General features: G+C 62.3%; 11 protein-coding genes and 2 pseudogenes. 7 read left to right on the forward strand and 6 right to left on the reverse strand.

What is annotated here, in order from left to right:
• Positions 1 to 52: 52 nt before the first annotated feature.
• Positions 53 to 835, reverse strand: a complete 783-nt coding sequence (locus tag E2K76_RS21005; protein ID WP_342773652.1) for a DUF4113 domain-containing protein — start codon at positions 833 to 835, stop codon at positions 53 to 55.
• A 60-nt stretch (positions 836 to 895) separates the two neighbouring features.
• A pseudogene (locus E2K76_RS21010) lies at positions 896 to 1,186 on the reverse strand (Y-family DNA polymerase); the annotation flags it as partial.
• 92 nt (positions 1,187 to 1,278) lie between these two features.
• Here E2K76_RS21010 and E2K76_RS16920 point away from each other — a divergent pair.
• The 7 genes from E2K76_RS16920 to gabD all read left to right on the forward strand — a co-directional run bounded on the left by E2K76_RS16920 (position 1,279) and on the right by gabD (position 11,581).
• On the forward strand, positions 1,279 to 2,370 hold the full coding sequence (locus E2K76_RS16920) for an IS630 family transposase (RefSeq protein WP_136685632.1): 1,092 nt from the start codon (positions 1,279 to 1,281) through the stop codon (positions 2,368 to 2,370).
• A gap of 488 nt (positions 2,371 to 2,858) precedes the next feature.
• The gene (locus E2K76_RS16925; RefSeq protein ID WP_136685633.1) at positions 2,859 to 4,889 is read left to right on the forward strand and encodes a hydantoinase/oxoprolinase family protein; all 2,031 of its coding nucleotides are present in this window, start codon (positions 2,859 to 2,861) and stop codon (positions 4,887 to 4,889) included.
• 12 nt (positions 4,890 to 4,901) lie between these two features.
• Entirely contained in the window at positions 4,902 to 6,665 is a 1,764-nt protein-coding gene (locus E2K76_RS16930) for a hydantoinase B/oxoprolinase family protein (protein ID WP_136685634.1), read from the forward strand.
• A gap of 93 nt (positions 6,666 to 6,758) precedes the next feature.
• A complete protein-coding gene (locus tag E2K76_RS16935; RefSeq protein WP_136685635.1) occupies positions 6,759 to 8,162 on the forward strand; it encodes an NAD(P)/FAD-dependent oxidoreductase in 1,404 nt (467 codons plus the stop codon).
• Positions 8,163 to 8,174: 12 nt separating this feature from the next.
• Positions 8,175 to 8,513 (forward strand): cupin domain-containing protein, encoded by a 339-nt coding sequence (locus E2K76_RS16940; RefSeq protein WP_136685636.1) that lies wholly within the window; start codon positions 8,175 to 8,177, stop codon positions 8,511 to 8,513.
• A gap of 73 nt (positions 8,514 to 8,586) precedes the next feature.
• Positions 8,587 to 10,128, forward strand: a complete 1,542-nt coding sequence (locus tag E2K76_RS16945) for a PucR family transcriptional regulator (RefSeq protein WP_136685637.1) — start codon at positions 8,587 to 8,589, stop codon at positions 10,126 to 10,128.
• Positions 10,129 to 10,132: 4 nt separating this feature from the next.
• Positions 10,133 to 11,581 (forward strand): NADP-dependent succinate-semialdehyde dehydrogenase, encoded by a 1,449-nt coding sequence (gene gabD, locus E2K76_RS16950; RefSeq protein ID WP_136685638.1) that lies wholly within the window; start codon positions 10,133 to 10,135, stop codon positions 11,579 to 11,581.
• A gap of 264 nt (positions 11,582 to 11,845) precedes the next feature.
• Here gabD and E2K76_RS16955 read toward each other — a convergent pair whose 3' ends face one another.
• The 4 genes and pseudogenes from E2K76_RS16955 to E2K76_RS16970 form a co-directional block, all read right to left on the reverse strand.
• Positions 11,846 to 14,014 (reverse strand): tyrosine-type recombinase/integrase, encoded by a 2,169-nt coding sequence (locus tag E2K76_RS16955; protein ID WP_169053364.1) that lies wholly within the window; start codon positions 14,012 to 14,014, stop codon positions 11,846 to 11,848.
• A gap of 104 nt (positions 14,015 to 14,118) precedes the next feature.
• Positions 14,119 to 15,138 (reverse strand): tyrosine-type recombinase/integrase, encoded by a 1,020-nt coding sequence (locus E2K76_RS16960; RefSeq protein WP_136685640.1) that lies wholly within the window; start codon positions 15,136 to 15,138, stop codon positions 14,119 to 14,121.
• 47 nt (positions 15,139 to 15,185) lie between these two features.
• The gene (locus E2K76_RS16965) at positions 15,186 to 15,353 is read right to left on the reverse strand and encodes a Y-family DNA polymerase (protein WP_220432279.1); all 168 of its coding nucleotides are present in this window, start codon (positions 15,351 to 15,353) and stop codon (positions 15,186 to 15,188) included.
• 4 nt (positions 15,354 to 15,357) lie between these two features.
• Positions 15,358 to 15,711 (reverse strand): annotated as a pseudogene (locus E2K76_RS16970) (LexA family protein); the annotation flags it as partial.
• Positions 15,712 to 16,040: the final 329 nt, after the last annotated feature.

Here is a 16,040-nt window from a genome sequence, read left to right on the forward strand (position 1 = left end):
AGTGCCATCATACCTCTCCAGTGCCACGAAAACAAGGAGTGCTACCATCGTGTCAAAGCTGAAGCACGGGCAATTCGCTCAAGCGCGTTGTGTAGCGAGGGGAACGATAATCCGCCCGCGTGGTCCACGATTTTTCGAATCCTTCCCGACCCGTCAGCATCGTTTTCTTGCCGAAGCGGTCGTTGATCGCGTCCAGCGCATCAGTCAGCCGTGCATCCCGCGACCTATCGGGGGGGAATAGCATGGCGGGCCGATCCTGCTCGGCCAGCAGATCATCAAGGATGATCCCGGCTTTAGTATAGCCGTAGCCGTTCCCGGAGGGGTCGCCCTTCCAGCCCCGCTTCGCAGCGGCGATTGCCGCATCCACAAGGTCAAAAGTGTGGTTCGACATTGGGGAGAGGCGCACGCTGCGGGACGCTGAATGTTGCGGCCGTTCTGGCTTATGCGGATTGGTATGGAAAAATACATTCACGGTTCCGGCTACAAGGCCATGTTGCCTTAGTTTCTCGGCCGCGCGGGTTGCGTGGGCAGAAAGCGCCTGCGCCAGCACGTCGAAACTGGCCATGGGCGTGCCTGCCGATCGCGTCACCGCCATGCCTTTGCGTTGCGGGGGAACGTCCTCGAAGTCGACACAAGCGATGCCTTGAAGTTCGGCCACAAGGCGTTCCAGCACAACGGTTCCGATTTTGCGAGCCAAAGGGGAAGGAAAATCGCGCAACTGAGCCGCTGTTCTCACGCCTTGGGCCAGTAGCTTGCCCTCGGTTGCCGAACCGACGCCCCATATTTCGCCAATGGGCATGCGCTGCATGACGTAATCCCGGACCTCGGGCTTCATCAAGTTGCAGACGCCGGAAAAGATTGGGTTCTTCTTGGCTGCGAAGTTTGCCAGTTTGGCAAGCGTCTTGGTTGGGCCAATGCCAACGCAGGTGGGGATGCCGACCTCGACGCGAACCGCCGCCCGCATAGCAGCTGCCTGAGCCTCCATCCGCTCCCCAAAGCCGGACAAGTCAACGAACGTCTCGTCTATGGAATACACGTCTAGCCGCGGCGAGAAACTGTGCAGCACCTCCACGCAGCGGCGGGAAAGGTCGCCATAGAGGGTGTAATTGGATGACAGCGCCTTGACCCCGTGGCGCTGTATCAGCTCACGCATCTTGAAAACCGGCGCTCCCATCTTGATCCCGAGGGCCTTCGCCTCTCAGTTAATTGGAATGTCAACTAGTGTTCACCGCCTAACAGAAGATTCCTTCCTGTGGTCGAATGTGACATGTTCGGCGGATGAGACGAGACGACATTAGCCTTTACCTTGGCCCTGCCGATCGAGCGCGGCTTGAAACCGTGCTCACCGACCGAAACACCCCACGCAAGGTGGTCTGGCGGGCCGAGATTATCCTGGCTACCGCCGATGGCTACGGCACCAACGCGATCATGCGGCGTGCCAAGACTTCGAAGCCCACTGTTTGGCGTTGGCAATCCCGCTATCTTGATGAGGGTGTGGCAGGGCTGCTGCGGGACAAGACCCGACCCTCGCGGGTGCCCCCGCTGCCCCGGGAAACACGGCTGACGGTGATCGCGAAGACCGTGCAGGAGGCTCCTCCCAACGCCACCCACTGGAGCCGCTCGATGATGGCCGAAGCGGTGGGGATCTCTCCTTCAAGCGTGGGGCGCATTTGTGCAGAGGCGGGGTTGAAGCCGCATGTCTCGCGCGGGTTCAAGGTGTCGAACGATCCGCTGTTTGAGGAAAAAGTCACCGAGATCGTCGGGCTTTATCTGGACCCGCCGGACCGTGCCGTCGTGCTGTGTGTTGATGAAAAGTCACAGATACAGGCCTTGGACCGGACCCAGCCTGGCTTGCCGCTCAAGAAGGGGCGAGCCGCCACGATGACCCACGATTACAAGCGCCACGGCACGACTACCCTGTTCGCCGCGCTTGATGTCAAATCCGGCATGGTCATCGGTAATTGCATGCCCCGTCATCGGGCCCGGGAGTTTCTGACCTTCCTGCGCCGCATTGACCGCGCCGTCCGCAAACCTCGTGACATCCATCTCGTGCTCGACAACTACGCCACCCACAAGACGCCCGAGGTGCAGGCCTGGCTGGAGAAACATCCGCGGTTCAAGCTGCATTTCACACCAACCAGCGCCTCCTGGCTCAACCTTGTCGAGCGCTTCTTTGCAGAGATCACCGCAAAGCGCATTCGCAAAGGCAGTTACACCAGCGTGAGCGACTTGGAGGATGCGATCTATGACTACCTGGCGCAGCACAACATCCGGCCGAAGCCCTTTGTTTGGATCAAGTCAGCTGACGATATCCTCACCCGTGAACGGCGCGCGCTCGATGCACTCGATGGTATCCGCGGGAACAGGTAGCAAGCGTCAGACTCAGAACACTAGCCATCCAGCCGAACCCTCGATCAAAAACTATCGCGGATGTGTAATATGAAGTCGTTGGCTGGGCTGAAGCGACTTTCAACTCATGACAAAAATCCACACGACGCCGTCGTCCGCTGCAATTGCTCACCTTTCATTAGCAAGTACGGCGCAGCGGACGTCATGGCGGATGAGCCGCCAGCTGAGCCTCGGCACGGCACCCGCAGAGAAGCCAGCAAGAGCGGCCACTCATTCATCGAACTGAATTCACGGGAAAGATCACAGCGACAAAGTCGCCACGTGTGCCTGCAACTATGACGTACGTGGTGGAGACAAATTCCTACCTGAAGCAGTTGTTCGAAGACGTGCAGCATAAGTCGATTGCACAAACTTCGTCTCAAGAATCCTATTTTCGACTGATTGCCTGCTACAACCAGCGTCTGCTGAATTGCGTCAATCAGATTTCCGCTAGCGAAGGAGGAGACGCAATGTGGAGGGTCGGGATCGACGTGGGCGGCACGTTCACAGACCTGTTTGCTTGGGAGGAAAACACCGGCAAGCAAGTCACCGCCAAGGTTCTTACGACAAAACAGGATCGGTCCATCGCCGTTCTTGAGTCCATTAAGAAGGCCGGGATCGAGATTTCGAACATCTCGTATTTGATGCACGGCACGACGACAGCGACGAATGCGCTGATCGAGCGCAGCTATCCCGACGCTGCCCTCATCACCACCGAAGGTTTCCGCGATACGATCGAGATCGGGCGCCAGCACCGCCAAAATCTCTATGATCCCTATCAGACCAAGCCCAAGCCGGTCATCAAGCGCCGCTATCGCTATACCGTGCCCGAGCGCACCAATGTTCACGGCGAGACCGAACGCCCGCTGGATGTGGACGCCGCACGCGATGTGGCGCGCAAGATCCGAGACGCGGGGATCCAGTCGGTCGCGATCGGTTTCATCAACTCTTATGCCAGTGGCGCGCATGAAGAGCAGATGCGCGACATCCTGCGCCAGGAATGCCCCGACGTGCATATCGTCCTGTCGTCGGAAACGCGCCCGATCTTCCGGGAACACGGTCGTTTCGTCACGACCGCAGTGCGTGCAGCCTGCATGCCGGTCATGGTCAAATACATGGACGATCTGGAAAACCGCCTCGGCGCCAGCGGCTTCACCGGCAAGCTGCTGATCCTGAAAAGCAGCGGCGGCGTCATGTCGGCCGAAGCGGCGCGCCATCACCCCGAGGACATGCTGGAATCCGGCCCAGCCGGCGGCGTGGCCTATGGCAGCTATCTGACCGAGCAGAGCGGTTTCGACCGCATCCTGCACACCGATGTCGGCGGCACCAGCTTTGATGTCTCCATTGTGGAACATGGCAAGGGCCTGATCACCCGCGATCACGAGCTGGAATGGGAAGTCCCGATCGTGGTGCCCATGCTGGACATCCACAGCGTCGGTTCGGGCGGCGGTTCCATTGGCTGGGTCGATGCCGGCGGCAGCCTTCGGGTGGGTCCGAAAAGCGCCGGTTCCGAACCCGGTCCAGTCTGCTATGGCCGTGGCGGCACACAGCCGACGATCACCGACGCCAACCTGATCCTTGGCCGACTGGACCCGACCCTGAACGGCAAGCTGGACCTGGACCTGGAAGGCGCCAAGGCCGCCATGCAGAAGCTGGCCGACCAGATCGGCCTGCCGATGCTGGAGACGGCCGAAGGCATGATCCGCATCGGTTGCGAATACATGGCGCAGGCGGTGAAAAAGGTGCTGATCGCTCGCGGCCGCGACCCGCGCGACTTCGTCTATGCCAGCTTTGGCGGGGCCGGCGCGCTGGCGGCCTGTTTCGTAGCCCGGTCGATGAACATTCCGAAGGTCATCGTGCCGGCCCATGCCGGCGTAGCCTCGGCCTTTGGTGCCACGGTCATGGATCTGCGGCAGGACATCGAACAGTTCTATTATTCGCCGGTGAAAGAGGCCGATCTGGACCGCGTGAATGCGATCCTGGACGATCTTGAGACCCGCGCGAAAAAGGAACTGGTGGCGCAGGGCTTCACCAACGAGGCCGAGATCCAGATCAGCCGCAGCGCGCAGATGCGCTATGTCGGGCAGTCCTACGAGGTGGATACGCCACTGCCGAACGGCCGGCTGACCGCCGGGCATTTGCCGGGCATCGAGGACGCGTTCCACAGCGTCCACCTGCAGGAATTCGGCGTCAGCTCGGATGATTTCGCGCCCGCCTTCGTGTCCTTCAGCGTGACCGCGATTGGCGGGATGGATGATCCGCCCCCGGTCGAGCTGCACTATTCGCCGGATGACAGCGTTGCCCTGAAAGGTCGCCGCGCGGTCTATTTCGACGGCGAATGGCATGACTGCGAGGTCTATGACGGCGAGGCCCTGACGACGCATCATCACATCACCGGGCCGGCGATCGTCGAATATGACCACGCCTGCACCGTGCTGCCGCCGCGAACGCTCGCCCATGTGAACGCGATGGGCGCGCTTATCATCGACATCGAGATCTGAGGAGGGGAGGCCATGGATCACAACAAGACCGAAATCGACATCGACCCGATCACCTTCGAGGTGATGCGCAGCATCTTCGAATTCGCCTCTGACCGGATGGCGACGGTGATGCAAAGGTCGTCGTTCTCGCCGATCCTTGCGGACATGCTGGATTTTTCCAACGCCATCTATGACGCGGATCTGCACCTGCTCAGCCAGGCGGCGAACTGCCCGGTCCACCTTGCCGCGATGAAATTCTCGGCCGAGGAAGCCGTCAAGGGCATCGGCGCCGCGAACATCCGCGAAGGCGACGTTCTGGTGCTGAACGACCCCTATCGGGGCGGGACGCATATCAACGACATCACCTTCACCAAGCCGATCTATTACAAGAAGGAACTGATCGGCTATGCGGTCAGCCGGGGGCACTGGATGGATCTGGGCGGCGGCGGCGCCGGCGGCCAGGCCTTCAGCACCCATATCGCCGCCGAGGGGCTTCGCCTTCCGCCGCTGAAAATCTTCAGCGGGGGCAAGCTGAACGAGGATCTGATGGCGATCATCCTCAACAACACCCGCACGCCGCATTTCATCAAGGGCGACACGCAGGCACATCTGGGCGCGCTGCTGGCGGCCGAGCAGGAAATGCAGCGCGCCTGCGAACGTTACGGCGCCGATACGGTCCGCGCCGCGATGAAGAAAATCCAGGCTTATACCGAAAAGATGGTGCGCGAGAGCATCCGCAGCATTCCCGACGGTGTCTACGAGGCCGAGGACTATGCGGATACCGACGGGATTACGCATGAGAAGGTGCGGGTCAAGGTCGCGCTGACCGTCAAGGACGATCAGATCACGGTGGACTTCACCGGCACCGATCCGATGTGCCAGGGCGCGATCAACTCGCCCAAGGCCAACACGATGTCGGCGGCGCTCTATTCGTTGCAGTTCTTCCTGGCACCGGAGGCCCCGCAGAACCAGGGCCTGTTCAACCCGATCGAGGTGATCCTGCCTGAAGGCTGCTGGCTGAACGCGACCTGGCCCGCGCCCACCATCGGTTGCACCACGCTGACGGCATCCAAGATCACCTCGGCGATCTGGCAGGCCCTGGCCAAAGCGATCCCGGAACGGGTGACCGGCTCGACCTGCGCCGATGCCAACTGGTTCGTGGCAAGCTGTGTGGACAAGGACGGCAAGACCGACGTGTTCTCGGATCTACCGGCAGGCGGGTGGGGCGGGACGCCCTATTCGGACGGCATGAACGTGACCATGGACCCCTTGGGCAATTGCATGAACATGGCGGCAGAGACGGCCGAACTGTTCTTCCCCATTGCCTATGAGGCGTTCGAGTTGCGCAAGGACTCGGCGGGTGCCGGGAAATATCGCGGTGGCCTCGGCTCGGTGTTCAAGGTCCGCTTCTTCGGCGGCGGCGAACTGGGCATGGAGACCTCGCGCACGCGGGCCGGCAGCCCCGGCGTGGCCGGTGGGCAGGAGAGCGCGGTTCAGCGGTCAATCCATATCGGTGCCGATGGTGGCCGCCGGGTGATCGGCGGCATCGACGATGACGGCAACTGGCACAATCCGCTGCTGGCCTCGCACAAGTTCGGCCCTGAAGAGACCTTCATGTTCGAAAGCACCGGTGGCGGCGGCTGGGGCAACCCCAAGGCCCGCGCGGTCGAGGATGTGGTCGAGGACGTGCTGGACGAATACATCAGCATCGACGCCGCGCGCGCCCTCTACGGTGTCGTAATCGACCCGGCGACAATGACGGTCGATCAGGCGGCCACCGATAGCCTGCGCGGCTGACCCGCACAATCACGCAACGGGAACAGGGCGGTGCGCCGCCTTGTTCCGGCCGCCCGCATCATCGGGCTGCGCCGGTCTGACGAGGATTGACCCATGAAGTTCCGCGCCTCCCTACCCCTGAAGCCCAGCCACTGGCAGACCTCGGTGCCGGGCCCGGCCCCGTGCCCCGCGCTTCAGGGCGACCATCACGTCGATATCGCTATCGTCGGCGGCGGATTTGTCGGGTTGTGGACGGCCTTGACGATCCGCGAACTTGAACCCGATTGCCGCGTTGCCATCGTCGAACAGCATCTGTGCGGCAGCGGTGCCTCGGGGCGCAATGGCGGCTTTGCCATGTCATGGTGGCCCAAGATCGGCACGCTGCGCGCGCTGTGCGGCGACGACGAAGCCCGGTTTCTGGGCCAGCAATCCGAAAAGGCCATCTTTGATCTGGGCGAATTCTGCGCCCGCCACGCCATTGATGCGCATTTCACGCAAAAAGGCTGGCTCTGGACGGCGACCAGCCCGGCGCATGTCGATACCTGGAACGGCACGCTGGCCGCCTGCGAGGCGCTTGGCGCGCAGCCCTTCCAGCGGCTCTCGGGTGCCGAACTGCGCCGCCGCACCGGCTCGCCCACCCATCTGGCCGGCGTGTTCGAGGCGTCGAATGCCACCGTCCAGCCCTATGCGCTGGTGCAGGGGATGCGCCGCGTGGCGCTGGATGCCGGCGTGACCATCTTCGAGAACAGCCCCGTCGGCCGGATCGAACCCGGCGAGCCGGTGCGCCTGATCGCCGAGGGTGGCACGCTGGCTGCGGATCGGGTGGTGCTTGCCACCAACGCCTGGTCTGCGGCGATCCCCGAACTGGCGCGGCTGTTCGTGCCGGTGAACAGTTCCGTCGTCATCACGCGCCCCCTGGGCGACAAGCTGGAGCAAATCGGCTGGACGGGCGGAGAATCGATCACCGATTCACAACTGATGGTGGATTACTACCGCACCACCCGCGACGGCCGGATCGCCTTCGGCAAGGGCACGGGCGCCATGAGCTTTGGCAGTGCCATCGGGGGAGTGTTCAGCGAGGATGCTGCCACCGCCGCGCAGACCCGGGCCGATCTGTTCGCGACATTTCCGATGCTGGATCAGACTTGCCTGGACGGCGCCTGGTCCGGCCCGATCGACCGGACCTTTGACAGTGTGCCGGTCTTTGGCCATCTGCGCGACCAGCCGAATATCTGCTATGGCATCGGATGGAGCGGCAATGGCGTCGCTCCAAGCCGTTTGGGCGGATACATCCTGGCCAGCATGGCCCTGCGCCGCGAGGACGACTGGTCGCGCAGCTCGCTGATTGGGCGCAAGGCGAAGACCTTTCCGCCCGAACCCTTCCGCTATGTCGGTGGCAGCATGGTGCGCAACGCGGTGCGCCGCAAGGAAACCGCCGAGATGCAGGGGCGCAGGCCACGGTCGCTGGACAGGCTGCTGGCCGGGCTGGCCCCGGCTGGCCTCGAGGACAAGAGTTGAAGGAGCATGACCATGAATCCGATCCTGATCCGCGCGACGGATGCCGATTTCACCACTCCCGCCGCCGTCGGCGCGCCGACCGGCCCGCAGATCGCGATGACGCGGACCGCAGGCAATACCGCGACGCCTTCGGGCAATGCCGGCATCTGGGAATGCTCTCCCGGCCGGTTCCGGCGTCAGGTGCCGCAGGCCGAATTCAGCTATTTCATCGCGGGTAGCGGCAGTTTCACCCCCGATGGCGGCGAGACGGTCTCCTTCCGCACCGGAGATTCGATCTGGTTCGCGCCCGACACGCAAGGCGAATGGGACATCCGCGAGACCGTCCGCAAGGCCTATCTGATCATCGGCTGACATCTGGTCTGCCTTGTCGCGCGGCTGGCGATAGACTGGGGTCAGGATCAGCCACAGCAATCAGGTTTCAGTCATGTCGCTTCGCATCGTGGATATCGTCAACATGCCGGAGCTGCGCACACGGTTCATCGGCGGCGAGGCCGGTCAGGAACGGCAAGTGCAATGGGCACATGTCTGCGAACTGGCGGACCCGACCGAGTGGCTGGGCAAGGGCGACCTGCTGATGACGACCGGCATGGGCGTGCCGAAAGGCCGGGCCGGTCAGGCCGCCTATGTCCAGCGGCTGTCCAATGCGGGCCTTGCCGGCATGATGATCGGTGAAAACATGCAGGGCCCCAAGGACATGACTGCGCTGCAGGCGAGCGCCGACCGTCTGGGATTTCCGGTGCTGCTGACCGACTATGGCGTCCCCTTCGCCAGCGTCACCCGGGCGGTCGCCGACGCCTGGCGGTCGCGCGAAAACGACCGCCGGGCGGCGTTTGCGCGCCTGCACGTCAGCGCCCGCATGGCGATCGAAGGCCATGATCTGGCTGCGCTCCTCGACCGGTTGGCGCTGGATGTTCAGGCCGAGTTGATGCTGTGGGACGGTCAGGCGGCGGCGCTGTGGCTGCCGCGTGGCGCCGAATTGCCGCCGGGCCTACGCCAGATGCTGAGCAGACCCCCTGAGCGCGGCACGGCGCAGGCCGCCATCCGCCGCTTTCCTCTGGACGAGGGCGAAGTGCTGGCGATTTCGATTCCGTCCCGTCAGGATCATATGCTTCTGGCAAGGCGGTCGGGTGGCGACTTGCTCGACTATAGCCTAATGAGCCACCTGGCTTCGGTTTTGGGCATCGCACTGGAACATCGCCATGTCGAACACGAACGGAGGTTTCGCCAGAACGCCGAATTGCTCAAAGAGATTTTGGGCCAAAGGGTTAGGGCCGGAACGCTGACCCGGCGTCTCCACACCTGTGACCTGTCTCTGGACGCGGCGCTTCTGGGCGTCGCGCGCGCCGACCCGCTGCCGTTGATGGAATGGGCGTGGCGGTTCGAGCGGCTGGAGGTGCCCCTTCTGCTGCTGCCGCGGGGGCAGGAGGTTCTTGTTATGGTCTCGTCCAGGGATGCCGGGGCCGTGCAGGACATCCTCGGTGCTCCGCTGGGACTCAGCGATCCTGTCGACAGCGCGGACCGCATGACTGAGGCCCTGCGAGAGGCGCGCTTGGCGGCCGCCCACGGCACGCCCGAGCGACCGGTCGTCCATCATGCGCAGATCGCCGACCGCTTGCCTTGGCTGCCCCAGTCCATCGAAGAGGCACGGGATACCTTTCGCCGTATTCTAGGGCCTGTCGCAGCCCATGATGAGCAATCGAACGCCCGCCTGCTGCATACATTGCGTGTGTTTCTTGAGCAGAACCGTTCCTGGCAGGCCGCCGCAGGCGTTCTGCATATTCACAAGACCAGCCTGACCTATCGCATCCGCCGGGTCGAGGAACTGACCGGGCGCTCACTCAGCAGTACGGCGGACGTGGCCGCGCTGTGGTTGGCGCTGCAGGCGGCCGATATCCTCGGGCTGCCCGGCCCTTCCGATGGCGGGGGCCCCGGGCCGGGCACCCAATCGCAGCATGATAAGGATTAAACCGATGACCCAACTCCTGCTTCTTCGCCAGAAATCCTATATCAATGGCCGATGGATCGACGCGCCCGATAGCCGGACCGACCTGATCCGCAACCCGGCGACCGGCGAAGCGGTCGGGTCGGTTCCCGTGCTGGGCGCCGATGAAGCACGGGCCGCGATTGCCGCGGCAGAGCGCGCCTTGCCTGCGTGGCGTGCGCTGACGGCAAAGGATCGTGCGGCGCTGCTGCGGCGCTGGTTCGAACTGGTTCTGGCGCATCAGGAAGATCTGGCGCTGCTGATGGTGGCCGAGCAGGGCAAGCCGCTGGCAGAGGCCCGGGGCGAAATCCAGTATGCCGCATCCTTCATCGAATGGTTCGCCGAAGAGGCCAAGCGGACTTATGGCGACATCATCCCGTCGCCGCAGGCCGACAAGCGCATCCTGGTGCTGAAGCAGCCCATCGGCGTCACGGCGGCGATCACGCCCTGGAATTTTCCCTCGGCCATGGTGACGCGCAAGGCGGCGCCGGCATTGGCCGCAGGCTGCACGATGGTTCTGAAACCCGCCCCACAGACGCCGTTCTCGGCGCTGGCGCTGGCGCAACTGGCGCATCAGGCGGGAATTCCAGCGGGCGTCTTCAATGTGGTGACAGGTGACGCAGTCGCCATCGGCGGCGAATTGACCGGAAACCCCGTCGTGCGCAAGCTGTCCTTCACCGGCTCGACCGGCGTCGGCCGGATGCTGATGGCGCAATGCGCGCATGACGTGAAAAAGCTGTCGCTGGAATTGGGCGGCAACGCGCCGTTCATCGTATTCGACGATGCCGATGTGGATGCTGCAGTGGCCGGTGCGATCGTCTCGAAATACCGGAACAACGGGCAAACCTGCGTCTGCGCGAATCGCATCTATGTGCAGGACGGTATTTATGATGCCTTTGCCGAAAGGCTGGCTGAGGCCGTCAAGGCATTCCGCGTCGGAAACGGCTTGGAGGAGAGCGTTACTATGGGCCCGCTGATCGACGACGCCGCACTGACCAAGATACGGTCGCATATAGACGATGCCGTGTCGCGCGGTGCCTCGGTTCTGACCGGGGGACAGCCGCACGCACTTGGCGGCACCTTCTTTCAGCCAACGGTCCTGACCAACGTGCCGCATGATGCCATCGTTGCGCGCGAGGAGACTTTCGGACCACTCGCCCCTTTGTTCCGGTTCCGCGACGAAGCCGAGGTCGTGTCCTACGCCAATGATACTGAGTTCGGACTGGCAGCCTATTTCTACACGCGCGACCTGGCGCGCATCTTCCGCGTTGCCGAAGCCCTAGAATATGGCATGGTCGGAATCAACTCCGGCGCCATCTCGAACGAAGTGGCGCCGTTTGGAGGCGTCAAGGCGTCAGGCCTCGGGCGGGAAGGGTCGAAATACGGGATCGAGGATTATCTGGAGATCAAATATCTCAGCCTTGGAGGACTGGGATAAGCCTCGTCCAGGAGGGGGATTGCCCTGGCCCGCGCCCGAAAGTCGGCAGCAAGCGCATTTTCCTCCACAAGGTGGGGACTCCGGCAATGGGCTGCGTGGCCATGTCGCTGCGCGGTGCTCGAAAGGCCGGTTCGCGGAGAGCCGGGCGTAAGCAGACAACTCATGCGCCGATGCCTCCATAGCCCAGATAGACAGCAATACAGGACCAAGCAGGCCGCAGATGATCGATAGGAGGACGCGCCACCCAACCAGCATCTGAGCAACTCAGCTAGTTTCTCCTGCCGACTTACCCGGCGCAGCGATGCGCGCAAGCTTGGAAACGAGTGCCTCATGGGCTTCGATGCCCTCGTTGACGGCCCGCAGTTCGTCGTCGCTCAGCGGTATCTCCTGCCGCAGTCGGAGCAGATTGGTCTTTCCTTCCAGTCGCTGTGCACGCGAAGACGCTTTCGGCAGGTAGAACGAGCACTTTGCGCAAGCCATCCGGTGTGGGCACTGATCAAAGAAATCATAGCTGCAATAACCGTGTCCGAGGTCGTATAGCTTCCAGGGCTCGTCAGAAGAAATGCCGTTCCGAACCGTGTCCTGATTGATCAGCACCTCCACCGCACGGATGTTGCGGGCGAAGTAACCGGCTTCTTCGTAGGACTTCGCAAGCTTGGTGGGGCTGATCTTGGCATAATGCCGTGTGGCTTCCGGAGAGCGGTGCCCGAGCCAAGCCTGCAACTCGGTCAGGCTCAGCGGTTCTTTTGCGTTATATAACTGGGTGGCGATGGTAGACCGAGCCCGGTGGCTGGTGATTGCGCCGCGCGCATCCTCCAGCGGAACCCCGGCCTTGCGGCAGAGCGCCGGGATCAGCCTCGAATTCAGATAGCCGCTTCCAACAGGTCGGCCGCGATAAAAGAACAGTGGTGCAAAACGCATACCGGTCTTCGGATCAATGCGCGTAGGCTGTGGTGGTCGCACGGCCTCCCAAGCTTTCACGAGCCGACCAACGATCTCGTCCACCGGCTTGGTGAATGCCGACCCGGTCTTGTTGACGGGAACGTCGAGCAGGCAGGTGCGAGCCTTGTCCGCCTCCGCTCCATCATCGTGTTCATTTGCTTCCGTCTGCCAGCGAATGCATCCCACTGGCAGACGCAGGATCTCGTTGCGGCGCAGCCCTGTGAACAGCCAGACCACGGCCAGAGCGCGAACCAGGGCGATCGGGTAGAAAGTGCAGCTTCCGTCAGCATGAGGCCGAAAGGCTTGCGGAAGGTCGTCGTCCTCAAGATTGATGCCTGCCCAGATCAGTTTGGCCCAGACATCATCGGCGATGACACGCGGATCGGGACCGATGAGCGCCCGGATCGAGCGCGGCGTCGCCAAGGCCCGGGCGGGCTGCAGCCGGACCTTGGCCCATCCCCATTCATGGCAGTCCGAAAGGAACGTGCGCATGGCCCGGAGCATCGCTACCTTTGAGGCGGGTGCAAACGGTTGGCCCACCCGATCCTTGTTCGGGCCGACTGGCGTCGACCATCCGCCAATGGTGGCCCGATCGACTGCGGCAACAAACGCGGCAGCGACCTCCCGATCCCAGTCTGCAGGTCCACGCACATCCGGTCGCTCCCGTGCGAGCCAGCGCCCGGCCTGAAGCAACCGGTTGACTGTCCCTGCTCGGCTCGAAGGCTGCAGCGTCGACGTTGCGAACCAACGATCACACCACCGGAACCATTCGGTTGACACTCCTTGGGTCGCGTGCCGGTGGTCAAGCCGCTTCACGCCCCAGGTTTGACCTTCACGCCCAAGCGCCTCGCCAATAAGACCACGTCGTACAAGGGCATAGGAAAGAATCACGAGGCCGCGCCGGGTGATCTTCGCTTCTGCCTCATGGAACAGACGCATCAACGTCTCACGCCGCAGATCGTCAATACGTGGAGATCGGTGCGCCAGCATCGCGCGGGCAAGTGCCGCCCGCAACCCGGTGACATTGCCCTTCTTGGTGTATCCCCAGCGTTGGAGATCGGCCTCCATGCTGGAGATGACCGGATTGACGATATCGGCACCGAACACCTTTTCCGCCAGGGCATGGAAGGCCAAACGCCCAAGCAGGTCGAGGCGGTCGAAGCCACAGAGCAGATAGGCCACGGCAATCAACTGCTGCCGCGCGTTTGCCGTGACGCCATGCTGGTCCACATAGGTATAGTAGTCGCTGCCAAGCATCTCCATCCACTGGTCATGGGTGAAGGCCCAGAACGAACAATTATGGCGATGCATTGCCCGGATCAGAAGGCAGATCACAGTGGTGCGCACAGTGTTGTTGCGCTTCTCGGTGGTTGTCGCGCCGAGATGGTCCAGTGTGTCGTTCAGCGGAAGAAGCAAGCGGGCGAGCGCAGGACGCGCCGTCTTGTGCCATCCACGGCCACCGGCGGCGAAGCGCGCGACCAACCGGCCCATATGGTCTCGTTCCTCAGTAGATAGATCTGGCGACCGATCATAGGAGGGCGGATCCAACGGCCATTCATAAGGAGGCGCTAGCGGTAGTGTAGCGGCGCCATTCTTCATGGTCTGGCTCCAAGGAATGCACCGATCTCGATCATGCGCTGGCCATGCGCACAGGTCGCGCGAGCGAGCTTCGCCGAAAGGTCGCGTCCACTGAGATGAATGTAGAGCAGGGTTGTGCTGATGTTCCGGTGGCCTGCAAACTCGGCAATCTCGTGCAGTTCCCAGCCAGCGCGGGCCAAGTCCGTCAGGCACAGGTGGCGGAACGTATGGGTTGCGAGGCAGGGAAGAGCCGCTCGCCGCGCCAACCCTTGGATGACTTTTGACCAGGTCCAGACGGTTATGGGGACGCCCCGATTGCGCCGGGATTGCGAGACAAAGAGTGATCCGCGATCGCGCGTGAGGCTCCGCCGCTCGTGGAGATAGGCCTCGAGGAGCATGCCGGTGGGCACGGAGTAAGGGACCACGCGGGCACGACGCCCCTTTGTGGTTTCTGCCCGGACATGCACCAGCCGACGGGCAGGGTCTAGATCACCGGTGGCAATCGAACAAAGCTCTTCACGTCGCAAGCCGGCGTCATAGGCCAGTGCCAGCATGAGGCGATCCCGAGGAGAACCAGTTCTGGCGATAGTCAGGATGTGACGCCATTCATCCTCATCTGGTATCCACGGCAGGACGCTGTAGCTCGGCACAAGCGCACGCGAAGTCGGCCCCGGCATTGCGGCACGTGCTGTCGTTGTGTGACGCCCGCGGCTCACAGGGTTATGCGAGCGGATGCCTTCTTCGATGAGGTAATCATAATACAGCCTTACGGCCGTAAGCCGCTGTCGGATTGTCGCGTTGGCGAGCCCAACGGGCGAAGTCAGAATGTCGACCGAAGAACGAGCCTGCCTGAACCGGTCCGTCATTGATCGAACATAAAGCGACACGTGCTCGCGCGTGGCCTCGCAGATCGGAATTTGGTTTGTGCTGCAGAAGCTGACATAGTCCACAAGTGCGTGCCGATAGGCCAAGATCGTGTTCCGGGCACGACCAAGGTTCTCTTGGATCAAAAGCCAGCGCTCGACGTCCTCGTGCATTGCTATGCCCGTCGTTTGGATGTGCTGCTTTTACTCCAAAAGCATCCTTAATCAGATTCCTTATAATCATCCGAACGAGCGACGGCGCAGCCGTCGTTATTGGATAGAACGATGACGGGTATCCCGTGGAGTGAGGGATCAAACAGCCTTTCGCACGACACATAGAAGTTGTTGCAGTCGATCAGCGCAATCGGCTTCTCGGATGCCAACAGCATCGCTCTATTCCACGGGTAGGCGGCGCACTACGCCCGCCAGAACGCCCCAAATCTCGGTCGTTTCCGTGACGGGGATTGTCTCGTAGCCATCGCTGCGGGCGCGCGGGTCCAGGAACCAGAGGCCGTTGCGCTTGGCGAGTTTCTTGACGGTGATCTGACCATCCACCAGCGCCAGCACGATCCGCCCGCTGCGCCGCCGTCCCGCCCTATCGACCGCGATCAAATCGCCATCAAGTATGCCTTCCGCCTCCAACGAGTCGCCCGAGACGCGCCACCAGAAGGTCGCGTGGTCATGCCGCACAACCCATTTGATTGGGTCTACGGTATCTTCGAGATCGTCGGCAGCTGGCGACGGAAAACCGGCAGGTACCTAAACGGAAGCGAGCGGCAAGAGCCGTTCGACAATCTCGATGGGAACAAGGTGCAGCGCAAAGGTCATAGGTCAAGAACAATAAGGGAACATAAGCCATACTCCTAAAGCCCCCCCGTTCGTCAAGGGGCTACTGTAGAGGCCCTTCCCATCAAGCCGATAAGTGATCCGGCAAGATTGAGGGTTCCGGCGCGCGCGTGACGTGAGAACGCTCGCAGAGTTCCGCCCGGAGAGTGGACGGGACGAACTGGATCAGTCCTGCGCGCATCAATCACCAAAACAGCCTGATCCTCCCCCACTGAAGTGGTCCGCCGTTA

Origin of the sequence: Falsirhodobacter xinxiangensis, assembly GCF_004959935.1 — a bacterium.
Classification (GTDB): Bacteria; Pseudomonadota; Alphaproteobacteria; order Rhodobacterales; family Rhodobacteraceae; genus Falsirhodobacter; species Falsirhodobacter xinxiangensis.

Coding starts and splice junctions, on each gene's coding strand:
- E2K76_RS16960 (WP_136685640.1), bottom strand. CDS start 15,138: ATGCACGAGGACGTCGAGCGCTGGCTTTTGATCCAAGAGAACCTTGGT.
- E2K76_RS16930 (WP_136685634.1), top strand. CDS start 4,902: ATGGATCACAACAAGACCGAAATCGACATCGACCCGATCACCTTCGAG.
- E2K76_RS16965 (WP_220432279.1), bottom strand. CDS start 15,353: ATGCTGTTGGCATCCGAGAAGCCGATTGCGCTGATCGACTGCAACAAC.
- E2K76_RS16945 (WP_136685637.1), top strand. CDS start 8,587: ATGTCGCTTCGCATCGTGGATATCGTCAACATGCCGGAGCTGCGCACA.
- E2K76_RS16925 (WP_136685633.1), top strand. CDS start 2,859: ATGTGGAGGGTCGGGATCGACGTGGGCGGCACGTTCACAGACCTGTTT.
- E2K76_RS16935 (WP_136685635.1), top strand. CDS start 6,759: ATGAAGTTCCGCGCCTCCCTACCCCTGAAGCCCAGCCACTGGCAGACC.
- E2K76_RS21005 (WP_342773652.1), bottom strand. CDS start 835: ATGAAGCCCGAGGTCCGGGATTACGTCATGCAGCGCATGCCCATTGGC.
- E2K76_RS16940 (WP_136685636.1), top strand. CDS start 8,175: ATGAATCCGATCCTGATCCGCGCGACGGATGCCGATTTCACCACTCCC.
- E2K76_RS16920 (WP_136685632.1), top strand. CDS start 1,279: ATGAGACGAGACGACATTAGCCTTTACCTTGGCCCTGCCGATCGAGCG.
- E2K76_RS16955 (WP_169053364.1), bottom strand. CDS start 14,014: ATGGGCCGGTTGGTCGCGCGCTTCGCCGCCGGTGGCCGTGGATGGCAC.
- gabD (WP_136685638.1), top strand. CDS start 10,133: ATGACCCAACTCCTGCTTCTTCGCCAGAAATCCTATATCAATGGCCGA.